Origin of the sequence: Streptomyces lancefieldiae, assembly GCF_031845825.1 — a bacterium.
Lineage (GTDB): Bacteria > Actinomycetota > Actinomycetes > Streptomycetales > Streptomycetaceae > Streptomyces > Streptomyces lancefieldiae.
In genome coordinates this window covers 1-13,313 of sequence record NZ_JAVRFH010000091.1, presented here as the reverse complement: position 1 = coordinate 13,313, position 13,313 = coordinate 1, and the positions used below count along the sequence as shown (strand labels likewise).

Annotated in this window: 6 protein-coding genes and 1 pseudogene; 5 read left to right on the top strand and 2 right to left on the bottom strand. The window is 70.9% G+C overall.

Annotated features, from left to right (window positions below):
- Window positions 1-134: 134 nt before the first annotated feature.
- Complete coding sequence (locus tag RM812_RS38655) at window positions 135-704, bottom strand: GNAT family N-acetyltransferase (protein ID WP_311585076.1); 570 nt, start codon at window positions 702-704, stop codon at window positions 135-137.
- Window positions 705-994: 290 nt separating this feature from the next.
- Here RM812_RS38655 and secA point away from each other — a divergent pair, with 290 nt between their 5' ends.
- The gene (gene secA / locus RM812_RS38650; protein ID WP_311585074.1) at window positions 995-3,841 is read left to right on the top strand and encodes a preprotein translocase subunit SecA; all 2,847 of its coding nucleotides are present in this window, start codon (window positions 995-997) and stop codon (window positions 3,839-3,841) included.
- A 238-nt stretch (window positions 3,842-4,079) separates the two neighbouring features.
- Here secA and RM812_RS38645 read toward each other — a convergent pair whose 3' ends face one another.
- Complete coding sequence (locus tag RM812_RS38645) at window positions 4,080-4,550, bottom strand: Rv3235 family protein (RefSeq protein ID WP_394816584.1); 471 nt, start codon at window positions 4,548-4,550, stop codon at window positions 4,080-4,082.
- A gap of 669 nt (window positions 4,551-5,219) precedes the next feature.
- Here RM812_RS38645 and RM812_RS38640 point away from each other — a divergent pair.
- From RM812_RS38640 to RM812_RS38625, 4 genes and pseudogenes are all read left to right on the top strand, one after another.
- Window positions 5,220-5,735 carry a DUF6912 family protein gene (locus RM812_RS38640; RefSeq protein ID WP_311585071.1) on the top strand — a complete coding sequence of 172 codons (516 nt, stop codon included), beginning with the start codon at window positions 5,220-5,222 and terminating at the stop codon, window positions 5,733-5,735.
- 58 nt (window positions 5,736-5,793) lie between these two features.
- Window positions 5,794-6,465, top strand: coding sequence for an HAD family hydrolase (locus RM812_RS38635; protein WP_311585068.1), 672 nt, complete (start codon window positions 5,794-5,796; stop codon window positions 6,463-6,465).
- Window positions 6,466-7,113: 648 nt separating this feature from the next.
- The gene (locus RM812_RS38630) at window positions 7,114-12,072 is read left to right on the top strand and encodes an NAD-glutamate dehydrogenase (protein WP_311585065.1); all 4,959 of its coding nucleotides are present in this window, start codon (window positions 7,114-7,116) and stop codon (window positions 12,070-12,072) included.
- 1,113 nt (window positions 12,073-13,185) lie between these two features.
- A pseudogene (locus RM812_RS38625) lies at window positions 13,186-13,313 on the top strand (SsrA-binding protein); the annotation flags it as partial.

The following is a 13,313-nucleotide window of genomic DNA, read 5'->3' as shown; positions in this document are numbered from 1 at the left end:
GGCGCGCGGGGGCGGGGTGCGGTGGGCGGGTGCAGGGGCCGGTGTGAGGCCGGTGTCCGGGGTGGGTGTGGGCCTGGTGGGTGCGCGGCCTGTTCAGGCACTGGGGGAGGCACGACTGCCCGCGGCCGGGTGGTTCATGCTCGGGCCGGCAGGTAGGGGGTCGTTGACGGGAGGGACAGGTCCGAGGGGAGGAGGGCGCCGATCCAGCAGTCGCGGCGTACGCCGTTGTTTCTGATCGCGGAACGCAACGTGCCCTCCATGGCGAAGCCGGCGCGTTGGGCCACCGCGCGGGAGGCCGTGTTGCCGACCTCGGCGCGCCACTCCAGGCGGTCGATCTCCCGGTGGGTGAAGGCCCAGCGGGCGACGGCGACGGCGGCCTCGGTGACGTAGCCGCGGCCGCGGTGCTCCTTGGTACCCCAGAAGCCGATCTCGCCGACGCCCGGGGAGACCATCGTGACGCCGAGCACGCCGGCCAGGTCGCCGGCGGGCAGGAAGGCGCCGAAGGTGAACATCGAGTCGTTCGCCCAGCCATCGGGAACCGTCTGCTCCGTGAAGCTTCGCGCGTGCTCGGGGAGGTAGGGCGAGGGGATGGTCGTCCAGCGCTGGATGTCGGGATCCTGAGCGGCGGCGTACACGGCCTCGGTGTCCTGGGGGCCGACCGTGCGCAGGACGAGGCGGTCGGTGGTGAGCGTGAGGGGTTCCATCGGCCGATTCTGCGCGGCGGCCCGCGGCGGACGCCATCGATTTGCCGGGTACGCAGCCGTGCGTGAACGGGCGGTCACGTTTCGCGCAATTCTTCGGCGGGAGGCGGCACCATCCGCGGGGCTCGGGCGTTGAACCGAATGACAGCAGAGCGGAAGCAGGACGAAGGAGCACACGGTCCCCGTACGGCAGGCCTCCCGGGGCGGCGGGGTCCTCGCATACGATGGCCGTTGCTCAGTTCGTCACAGGAAACCGACCGTGCCAGGCCCGACCGGCAAGGAGACCAACCCCCGTGTCCGTCCTCTCGAAGATCATGCGTGCAGGCGAAGGCAAGATCCTGCGCAAGCTGCACCGCATCGCGGACCAGGTCAACTCCATCGAAGAGGACTTCGTCGACCTCTCCGACGCCGAGCTGCGGGCCCTCACCGATGAGTACAAGCAGCGCTACGCCGACGGTGAGAGCCTGGACGACCTGCTGCCCGAAGCCTTCGCCACCGTCCGGGAGGCCGCCAAGCGCGTCCTCGGCCAGCGGCACTACGACGTGCAGATCATGGGCGGCGCGGCCCTCCACATGGGTTACGTGGCCGAGATGAAGACCGGTGAGGGCAAGACCCTCGTCGGTACGCTGCCCGCCTACCTCAACGCCCTGTCCGGCGAGGGCGTGCACATCGTCACGGTCAACGACTACCTGGCCGAGCGCGACTCCGAGATGATGGGCCGCGTCCACAAGTTCCTCGGCCTGAGCGTCGGCTGCATCCTCGCCAACCAGACGCCGGCCCAGCGCCGCGAGATGTACGGCTGCGACATCACCTACGGCACGAACAACGAGTTCGGTTTCGACTACCTGCGCGACAACATGGCGTGGTCCAAGGACGAGCTGGTCCAGCGCGGGCACAACTTCGCCATCGTCGACGAGGTCGACTCCATCCTGGTGGACGAGGCCCGTACGCCGCTGATCATCTCCGGCCCGGCCGACCAGGCCACCAAGTGGTACGGCGACTTCGCCAAGCTGGTCACGCGCCTGAAGAAGGGCGAGGCGGGCAACACCCTCAAGGGCATCGAGGAGACCGGCGACTACGAGGTCGACGAGAAGAAGCGCACCGTCGCCATCCACGAGTCCGGCGTCGCCAAGGTCGAGGACTGGCTGGGCATCGACAACCTCTACGAGTCGGTGAACACCCCGCTGGTCGGCTACCTGAACAACGCCATCAAGGCCAAGGAACTCTTCAAGAAGGACAAGGACTACGTCGTCATCGACGGCGAGGTCATGATCGTCGACGAGCACACGGGCCGTATCCTCGCCGGCCGCCGGTACAACGAGGGCATGCACCAGGCGATCGAGGCGAAGGAAGGGGTGGACATCAAGGACGAGAACCAGACGCTCGCCACGATCACGCTCCAGAACTTCTTCCGCCTCTACAAGCGCCACGACCACAACGGCAAGGAACAGCCCGGTCTGTCCGGCATGACCGGTACGGCGATGACCGAGGCCGCCGAGTTCCACCAGATCTACAAGCTCGGCGTGGTGCCCATCCCGACCAACCGGCCGATGGTCCGCAAGGACCAGTCGGACCTGATCTACCGCACCGAGGTCGCGAAGTTCGAGGCGGTCGTCGACGACATCGAGGAGAAGCACCGCAAGGGCCAGCCGATCCTCGTCGGCACCACCTCGGTCGAGAAGTCCGAGTACCTCTCGCAGCAGCTCAGCAAGCGCGGTGTCCAGCACGAGGTGCTCAACGCCAAGCAGCACGACCGTGAGGCGACGATCGTCGCCCAGGCGGGTCGCAAGGGCTCCGTGACGGTGGCCACGAACATGGCCGGCCGTGGTACGGACATCAAGCTCGGCGGCAACCCCGAGGACCTCGCCGAGGCGGAGCTGCGCCAGCGCGGCCTCGACCCGGAGGAGCACATCGAGGAGTGGGCCACGGCCCTGCCCGCCGCACTCGAGCGGGCCGAGCTGGCGGTCAAGGCCGAGAAGGAAGAGGTCGAGAAGCTCGGCGGCCTGTATGTGCTGGGCACCGAGCGGCACGAGTCGCGCCGTATCGACAACCAGCTGCGCGGCCGTAGCGGCCGTCAGGGCGACCCGGGCGAGTCCCGGTTCTACCTCTCCCTGGGCGACGACCTGATGCGCCTGTTCAAGGCCCAGATGGTCGAGCGCGTGATGTCGATGGCGAACGTCCCGGACGACGTGCCGATCGAGAACAAGATGGTCACGCGCGCGATCGCGTCCGCCCAGTCGCAGGTGGAGACGCAGAACTTCGAGACCCGCAAGAACGTCCTGAAGTACGACGAGGTCCTCAACCGGCAGCGCGAGGTCATCTACGGCGAGCGCCGCCGTGTTCTGGAGGGCGAGGACCTGCGGGAGCAGATCCAGCACTTCATGAACGACACGATCGACGCGTACGTGCAGGCCGAGACCGCCGAGGGCTTCCCGGAGGACTGGGACCTCGACCGTCTGTGGGGTGCCTTCAAGCAGCTCTACCCGGTAAAGATCACCGTGGAGGAGCTGGAGGAGGCGGCCGGCGACCGGGCCGGGTTGACCGCCGAGTACATCGGAGAGTCCATCAAGGACGACATCCAGGAGCAGTACGAGGCGCGTGAGGCGCAGCTCGGTTCCGAGATCATGCGTGAGCTGGAGCGCCGGGTCGTGCTCTCGGTCCTGGACCGCAAGTGGCGCGAGCACCTGTACGAGATGGACTACCTCCAGGAGGGCATCGGCCTGCGCGCGATGGCGCAGAAGGACCCGCTGGTCGAGTACCAGCGCGAGGGCTTCGACATGTTCCAGGCCATGATGGAGGGCATCAAGGAGGAGTCCGTCGGCTACCTGTTCAACCTGGAGGTCCAGGTCGAGCAGCAGGTCGAGGAGGTCCCGGTCGCGGAAGCCGCGCCGTCGCTGGAGAAGGGCCCGCAGGACGCGGTGCCGGCCCAGGCGGGCGCACGTCCGGAGATCCGCGCCAAGGGGCTCGACGCCCCGCAGCGTCGGGACCTGCACTTCTCCGCGCCGACCGTGGACGGCGAGGGCGGTGTCATCGAGGGTGAATTCACCACCGACGGCGAGCCCGCGCAGTCCCCGTCCGACGGGCTCACCCGCGCGGAGCGCCGCAAGCAGGCCAAGGGCGGACGCCGCCGCAAGAAGTGACGGTGCGGTGCCTGCGGGCGCCGTGGCGGAGGAAGGGCCGGTCACCCCTGGGGGTGGCCGGCCCTTCGGCCTGTGCGGGGTTCGCGGTCCCGTAGTCCCGTAGTCCCGTAGTCCCGTAGTCTTGCGATCTTGCGGTCCTGCGGTCTTGCGGTCCCGCGGTTCACGGTTCACCGATTTGCCCGGGTGCGGCTCCGCGGTGGTTCGCCGGATGGTCGGCTCTCCGGTGGCGCGGGCCGGTTCAGTCGTCGGTCGTGTGGGGCCTGCGAGGCCCGCCCAGCTCCACCGCCGTGCAGCGCCAGCGCAGGTCCCGGCCCTGTTCCAGGCGGAAGGCCATGGCGCGTAGCTGGTCACCGGCGCCGATGCGGGCGAAGACCTCCAGTGCGCCCGGGCGGGGCTCGAAGTAGCCGATGTCGCGGACGACGGGGAGCGTGCCGCGGGTACGCAGGGGGCCGCGTTCGGCGAGCCGGGCCAGTTCGTCGTAGGCCCGGCCGGCGGTGTGCCGGAGCATCGAGTGGACGGGGCGTCGGCCGCTGAGCACGCCGAGGAGGAGCTCGGCGAAGTGGTCGGTGGTGCGGAGCCGCGGGAGGGGGCGACGAGGGGGCTGGGCGGGCACGAGAGGCGTTGCGGGGGCCGGGGTGGCCCGGCGGTGCGCGGCCTGTGCGTCCGCGCCCGCGACGGGGGCGCCGGCCGCCGTGCGGGAGCCCGTCACGGTGGAGCGGCCCGGACCGGCCGTGGGCGGTCGGGTGTCCGCCGGCCTCGTACGGCCTCGCGAGGACCGGCCCGGCGAGCCCGGCGGACGGCCACCGGGTGCCGCGGCCCGCGCGACGCTCCCGCCGGGCCTGCGGGGCGGTGCGGCGGCGAGTGGTGACAGTCCCTCCGTGGATCCCTCCGAGGACCCCTTTGCGGGCCCCTCTGCGGGCCTCTCCGTACGGTCCTCCCGGAGGACGCCGGAGGAGGTGCGCAGGGGTGCGCCGCCTGGACGCGGGGTGGTGTCTGCGGGTGTGGAGGGGAGGGGGGTGGCTGGTGTGCGGGGGATCGGGCGGAGCTGGGTCCTGGTCATGACCTTGCGCATGGAGGGGTCCCCGTTCGGTGGCTCGGATAATACCGGGCAGTAACTTCGTGGTCGGGGATCTTGTACGGGGTGGCGGGCCGGAAGGGCAAGGCGGAGGGTGGTCGGGTCGGGGGGCTCTGGAGGTTCACCTATCAGAGTGGTCCGGGCATACGGAAACCCCGGGACGGAGCGGGTCGACCGGGTGAATTCCGGGGCCGTGGGTGGACGTGTCAGGCGTTGTGGGTGGGGACCCGAAAGGGGACACCGCACGTATCCTGAAGGCTCTCCAGACCCTCCGGAGTCCCCGACCACGAAAGCGGCAGTCTCATGCGCGTCTACGTCCCCCTGACCCTTTCCGGCCTCGCCGAGGCGCACAGGACGGGCACGCTGGGGACCGGGCCGCTCGCCGCCTGCGCCGTGACGCCGGCGTTGCGCGAGTGGTACGTCTCGGACGACATGGAGGAGCTGGAGTACGCCGCCCTGAACCGGGCCGCGCTGGCCTCGCTGCGGCTGTTGGCGGCCGACGACGGTGCGCCCCGGCGCCGGGTCGTGGTCGCCGCCGACGTGCCCGACGGCGCGGCCTCGGCCGACCCGGACCGGGGAACCGATCAGGCGGTGCCGGGCGAGGTGCGGGTCGCCGGGCCGCTGCCGCTGGCCAAGGCGGCCGCGGTGCACGTCGACTCCGCGGACGCCGAGAAGGACGTGGCCGCCGCGGCCGAGGCGCTCGCCGCGGCGGACGGCGGGGACGACGACGCCCAGTTCGTCGTGGACGGGGCGGAGGACCACGAGCTGCTGTGGTACGCGACGCAGGAGATCCCGAACCTGGTGGGGGCCGGTCTCTGACGTCCCGCGGCGGCGGCCCCCGTCTTGACTGTCAGTGGCGGCGGGTACGTTCTTCGGCATGGGGATGCAGACAGGGGCGCACATCGTCTGGGACTGGAACGGGACGCTGTTCCACGACAACGACGCGATCATCGAGGGGACGAACGCGGCGTTCGCCGAGCTGGGACTGGCGCCGATCACGCTGGAGCAGTACCGGGCGTTGTACTGCGTGCCGGTGCCGAAGTTCTACGAGCGGCTGATGGGGCGGCTGCCCACCGACGCCGAGTGGGAGGTCATGGACGCGGCCTTCCAGCGCCACTACACCGAGCACCGGGTGCGGTGCGCGCTCACCGAGGGCGTGACGGAACTGCTCGCGGGCTGGCGGTCGGCGGGGCGCAGCCAGTCGATTCTCAGCATGTACCACCACGACGAGCTCGTCCCGCTGGTCAAGGGCTTCGGGATCGAGACGCACTTCATACGCGTCGACGGACGGATCGGGCCTTCCGGGGGCAGCAAGGCCGAGCACATGGTGCGGCACCTCGGTGAGCTGGCGCGGGCCGGTGTGGAGCCGGCTCGTACGGTGGTGATCGGGGATGCCGCCGACGACGCGGTGGCTGCGCGGCATGTGGGGGCGCGGGCGGTGCTCTACACCGGGGGCTCGCACAGCCGGGCCAGTCTGGAGGGGGTCGGGGTGCCGGTGGTGGACACGTTGGGGGAGGCCGTGGCGGAGGCGGAGCGGTTGGCGGCGTGAGCGGGTTCTCCGCGCCGGTGGGTGACGTCGGCTGAGTGGTGCCCGGCGTCGGCGTCGGCCGGGGTGGGTCGCGCGTCCCGGCGCTGCGGGGTGCCTCCCGGGCCGTTCAGGCACTGGGGGAGGCACGACTGCCCGCAGCTGCGGCGACACGACTGTCCGCGGCTGCGTCGGCGCGAGGGCCGGCGGCTGTGGAGGCGCGACTGCGCGGAGCTGCGCCTGGTTCTGTGCGGAGTGTCCAAGTTCCGGTCTCGGTTTTGTACACATGCGGCTCGTGACGGGGGCCCCTCGGGGGGCGATAGCCTTGTGGCGTGATCAGCGCGATAGCTCGCGGGGGCATCGGTGCCCCTGCCCTGCGCCCGGTACGCACGGACGACATCCGTGTCCGGGCGGCGGTCGCTGGTCTTCGCGGGCGGGACGGGGCGCCGAAGGCCCCCGGGACGGCGCCGCGCACCCCCCGGACGGTGACGGCGAGAGCGACGTCACACCCGGCGGGCGTGGCGACTTTGGCCGATATGCCCCCGCTCATCTCACCTTGCGGCATAGCGTCGGAACAGACCGGACACCCCGCGTCTCGGCGTCACGTCGGAAGGCAGGAGACCGTACTTCCTTCTACGTCACGCAACGGCGCGCGACAGGAGCCAGAGGACAATGCAGACCAAGCTGGACGAAGCCAAGGCCGAGCTGCTCGAAAGGGCTGCACGGGTAGCTGAGAACAGCCCGGTCGGGGGGCACCTACCGACTGGGACGACGGGCGAGGGAACTCCGGAAACCCCGGGCACCCCGGGCGCCCCCGACCAGGCATCCGTGTTCGCGTTCCTCCGGCGTTACTACCGGCACACCGCCCCTGAGGACCTGGCCGACCGCGACCCGGTCGACATCTTCGGAGCCGCCGTCTCGCACTACCGGCTGGCCGGGAACCGCCCCCAGGGCACGGCGAACGTGCGGGTGCACACCCCGACGGTCGAGGAGAACGGCTGGACGTGCAGCCACTCCGTCGTCGAGGTGGTCACGGACGACATGCCCTTCCTCGTCGACTCGGTGACCAACGAGCTGACCCGGCAGGGCCGCGGCATCCACGTCGTCGTCCACCCGCTGATCGTGGTGCGGCGCGACGTCACCGGCAAGCTCATCGAGGTGCTCGCCGGCGGGCCCTCCGACGACCTGCCGCACGACGCGCACGTCGAGTCCTGGATCCACGTCGAGATCGACCGCGAGACCGACCGGGGTGACCTCAAGCAGATCACCGCCGACCTGCTGCGCGTCCTGAACGACGTCCGCGAGACCGTCGAGGACTGGGGCAAGATGCGGGACGCGGCCCTCCGCGTCGCGGAGGAACTGCCGAAGGAACCCGCCCCCGACGACCTCCCCCCGCGGGAGCTGGAGGAGGCCCGCGAGCTGCTGCGCTGGCTGGCCGACGACCACTTCACCTTCCTCGGCTACCGCGAGTACCAGCTGCGCGGTGACGACTCCCTCGCCGCCGTGGCCGGCACCGGCCTCGGCATCCTGCGCTCCGACCCGCACCACGCGGCCGACGAGAGCCACCCCGTCAGCCCGTCCTTCGAGCGGCTGCCCGCCGACGCCCGGGCCAAGGCCCGCGAGCACCGGCTGCTCGTGCTGACCAAGGCCAACAGCCGGGCCACCGTCCACCGGCCGTCCTACCTGGACTACATCGGCGTCAAGAAGTTCGACGAGCAGGGCAACGTCGTCGGCGAGCGACGCTTCCTCGGTCTGTTCTCCTCCGCCGCCTACACCGAGTCCGTCCGCCGGGTGCCGGTGGTCCGGCGCAAGGTGGAGGAGGTGCTGGACCGGGCCGGCTTCTCGCCCAACAGCCACGACGGCCGGGACCTGCTCCAGATCCTGGAGACGTACCCGCGCGACGAGATGTTCCAGACGCCGGTCGAGGAGCTGGAGCCGATCGTCACCTCCGTGCTCTACCTCCAGGAGCGCCGCCGGCTGCGGCTCTACCTGCGCCAGGACGAGTACGGCCGCTACTACTCGGCCCTCGTCTACCTCCCCCGCGACCGCTACACCACCGGTGTCCGGCTGCGGATCATCGACATCCTCAAGGAGGAGCTCGGCGGCACCAGCGTCGACTTCACGGCCTGGAACACCGAGTCGATCCTGTCCCGGCTGCACTTCGTGGTCCGGGTCCCGCAGGGCACCGAGCTGCCGCAGCTGTCCGACGCCGACAAGGAGCGCATCGAGGCCCGGCTCGTCGAGGCCGCCCGCTCCTGGGCCGACGGGTTCGCCGAGGCGCTGAACGCGGAGTTCGGCGAGGAGCGGTCCGCCGAACTGCTGCGCCGGTACGCGAGCGCCTTCCCGGAGGGCTACAAGGCCGACCACGGCCCGCGCTCCGCGGTGGCCGACCTCGGCCACCTCGAACGGCTGGACGAGGACAAGACCTTCGAGCTGAGCCTCTACGAGCCGGTGGGCGCCGTGCCCGAGGAACGCCGGTTCAAGATCTACCAGAAGGGCGGCTCGGTCTCCCTGTCCGCCGTGCTGCCGGTGCTCAGCCGGCTCGGCGTCGAGGTCACCGACGAGCGGCCGTACGAGCTGCGCTGCGCGGACCGCACGACGGCCTGGATCTACGACTTCGGCCTGCGCATGCCGCGGTCGGTGGTCGGCGGCGCCGACTACCTCGGCGACGACGCCCGCGAGCGCTTCCAGGAGGCCTTCGCCGCCACCTGGAACGGCAAGGCGGAGAACGACGGCTTCAACGCCCTCGTGCTGAGCGCCGGGCTGACCTGGCGGCAGGCGATGGTGCTGCGCGCCTACGCGAAGTACCTGCGGCAGGCGGGTTCGACGTTCAGCCAGGACTACATGGAGGACACCCTCCGCAACAACGTCCACACCACGCGTCTGCTCGTCTCCCTGTTCGAGGCGCGCATGGCCCCCGAGCGGCAGCGTGCCGGACACGAGATCGTCGACGCCCTGCTCGAAGAGGTGGACGCCGCCCTCGACCAGGTCGCGAGCCTGGACGAGGACCGGATCCTGCGGTCCTTCCTCACCGTCATCAAGGCGACGCTGCGGACGAACTTCTTCCAGAAGGCGAGCAGCGGCAGGCCGCACGACTACGTCTCCATGAAGTTCGACCCGCAGGCCATCCCCGACCTGCCCGCGCCGCGCCCGGCGTTCGAGATCTGGGTGTACTCGCCGCGCGTCGAGGGCGTGCACCTGCGCTTCGGCAAGGTCGCGCGCGGTGGTCTGCGCTGGTCGGACCGCCGGGAGGACTTCCGTACCGAGATCCTCGGTCTGGTCAAGGCGCAGATGGTGAAGAACACCGTCATCGTGCCGGTCGGCGCCAAGGGCGGCTTCGTCGCCAAGCAGCTGCCCGACCCGAACGTCGACCGTGACGCCTGGATGGCCGAGGGCATCGCCAGCTACCGGACGTTCATCTCGGCGCTGCTCGACATCACCGACAACATGGTGGCCGGCGAGGTCGTGCCCCCGGCGGACGTCGTCCGGCACGACGAGGACGACACCTACCTCGTCGTCGCCGCCGACAAGGGCACCGCGAAGTTCTCGGACATCGCCAACGAGGTCGCCGAGTCCTACACCTTCTGGCTCGGCGACGCCTTCGCCTCCGGCGGCTCCGCGGGCTACGACCACAAGGGCATGGGCATCACCGCCCGCGGCGCGTGGGAGTCCGTCAAGCGGCACTTCCGGGAGCTGGGCGTGGACACCCAGACCCAGGACTTCACCGTCGTCGGCATCGGCGACATGTCCGGTGACGTGTTCGGCAACGGCATGCTGCTCAGCGAGCACATCCGCCTGGTCGCCGCCTTCGACCACCGGCACATCTTCATCGACCCGACACCGGACGCGGCCACCTCGTACGCCGAGCGCCGCCGGCTGTTCGAGCTGCCGCGCTCCTCGTGGGCCGACTACGACACCGGGCTGCTCTCGGCCGGCGGCGGCATCTTCCCGCGCACGGCCAAGTCGATCCCGGTCAACGCGCACATCCGCGAGGCCCTCGGCATCGAGGCCGGCGTCACCAAGATGACCCCGGCCGACCTGATGAAGGCGATCCTCTCGGCGCCGGTGGACCTGCTGTGGAACGGCGGCATCGGTACGTACGTGAAGGCGTCCACCGAGTCCAACGGCGACGTCGGCGACAAGGCCAACGACGCCATCCGGGTCGACGGCAAGGACCTGCGGGTCCAGGTCGTCGGCGAGGGCGGCAACCTGGGCCTGACCCAGCTCGGCCGGATCGAGTTCGCCCGCAACGGCGGCAGGATCAACACCGACGCCATCGACAACAGCGCGGGCGTGGACACCTCCGACCACGAGGTGAACATCAAGATCCTGCTCAACGGTCTCGTCAGGGACGGCGACATGACCGTCAAGCAGCGCAACAAGCTGCTCGCCGAGATGACCGACGAGGTCGGAGCGCTGGTCCTGCGCAACAACTACGCGCAGAACACGGCCATCGCCAACGCGCTGGCCCAGTCCAAGGACATGCTCCACGCCCAGCAGCGCTTCATGCGCCACCTGGTCAGGGAGGGCCACCTCAACCGGGCCCTGGAGTTCCTGCCCACCGACCGCCAGATCCGCGAACGCCTCGGCGCCGGACACGGTCTCACCGGCCCGGAGACGGCCGTGCTGCTGGCGTACACGAAGATCACGGTCGCCGAGGAGCTGCTGCACACCTCGCTGCCCGACGACCCGTATCTGAAGGGCCTGCTCCACGCGTACTTCCCGACGGCGCTGCGCGAGCAGTTCCTCGACCGGATCGACGGCCACCCGCTGCGCCGTGAGATCACGACGACCGTCCTGGTCAACGACACGGTCAACACGGGCGGTACGACGTATCTGCACCGGATGCGCGAGGAGACCGGCGCGTCGCTGGAGGAGATCGTGCGGGCGCAGACCGCGGCCCGGGCGATCTTCCGCGCCGCCCCGGTGTGGGACGCGGTGGAGGCGCTGGACACCAGGGTCGAGGCCGCCGTGCAGACCCGCATCCGGCTGCACTCGCGCCGCCTGGTCGAGCGCGGCACGCGCTGGCTGCTGAACAACCGGCCGCAGCCGCTGCAGCTCGCCGAGACGGTCGACTTCTTCGCCGAGCGCGTCGAGCAGGTCTGGTCGCAGCTGCCGAAGCTGCTGCGCGGCGCGGACGCGGAGTGGTACCAGCACATCTACGACGAGCTCACCGCCGCCGGCGTCCCGGACGAGCCGGCCACCAGGGTGGCCGGGTTCTCCTCGGCCTTCCCGACGCTGGACATCGTGTCGGTGGCCGACCGCATGGGCAAGGAGCCGCTGGACGTCGCCGAGGTGTACTACGACCTCGCCGACCGGCTGAGCGTCACCCAGCTGATGGACCGGATCAGTGATCTGCCCCGCTCCGACCGCTGGCAGTCCATGGCCCGCGCGGCGATCCGCGAGGACCTGTACGCGGCGCACGCGGCGCTCACCGCCGACGTGCTGGCGGCGGGCGACGGCACGTCGACGCCGGAGCAGCGGTTCCAGGCGTGGGAGCAGAAGAACGCGGCGATCCTCGGCCGGGCCCGCGCCACGCTGGAGGAGATCCGCGGTTCGGACTCCTTCGACCTGTCCAACCTGTCGGTGGCGATGCGGACGATGCGGACGCTGCTGCGTACGCACTCCTGACCGCGTGACGCCAGGAGTGGCGTGGTCGCCGGGGCGCCCCGGGTCGTCGTGGCCCGGGGCGCCCTCATGTCTGGATTGGGTGAGTATGGGGGTTAAAGTGCCTGCGTGAGGGAGCGTCCCGGGACGATGACGCGTGCCGTGCCGCCGCGAGCGGCCGTCGTCCCCGGCGCGGGCGCCGTGCTCGTCCTCCTCCTGCTGCTCCTGGTGATCGTCCGGCTGCCCTGGATCGGTGACCTCGGCATGCACGCGGCCACCGTCGAACGCCTGCGGCACAGCCTCACCGACCCCGGCAACCCGCTGGTCGACGCGGACACTCCGAGCCCGTACTACTCGCCGTGGACGGTGCTGCTCGGCTGCGTGGCCAGGGTGACCGGGTTCTCCGTCTTCGTCGTGCTGCGGATCGGGGCGCTGGTGGCGCTCGGGGTGCTGGTGACGGGCGTGTGGCGGTACGTCCGCACCCTGAGCGCGCGTCCGGCGGCGCCGCCGCTCGCGCTGCTGTGCCTGGTACTGCTGTGGGGCACGGCCCAGTTCGAGTGGAGCGGCTTCCTCGGGCTCCACTCGCTCGCGCTGACGGTGGCGTATCCGAGTGTTCTCGCCCTGGGCCTCGCCTTTCACCTCTGGGCGTGGCTGGCACGGGCTGCGCGCGGGAGCGGCGGGTGGCCGGCCGGGTGGGGGGTCTGGCTCGGCTGCGGGGTGCTGTGGGCGGTGATTCTGCTCGTCCACCAGTTCTCCGGGGTCGTCGCGTCGTTGGGCGCGCTCGCCGTCGTGAGCGCGGCGCGGGCCGGGGCGCGGGTGTGGGGGTGGCTGGGGGCCGGGGTCGCGGTGGGGGTGGTGGTGCTGTGGGTCTGGCCGTACTACGACTTCTTCGCGCTGCTCGGTGCCGGGGACGGGATGGACGCCGTGCACCGGCCTCTGTACCGGGACCTGATCGGGCGGTACTGGCTGGTTCTGCTGGGGGTGGTGGCGCTGGCGGTGCGTTGGTGGCGGGACCGGCGGGACGCGCTGGTGCTGTTCTTCGTGCTGGGCGCGGTGCTGTTCGTGGCCGGTGGGGTGAGCGGCCACTGGGCGTGGGGACGGGTGCTGCCCGCCGCGCTGATTCCGGCACAGCTCGCGGTGGCGCTGTACTTCAAGGACGGCCGGGCCAAGGTCGAGATCGCGCTGGCGCGCGGCAAGAAGGAGTACGACAAGCGGCAGACCCTGCGGGAGAAGCAGGACCGGCGCGAGGCGGAGCGGACGATCTC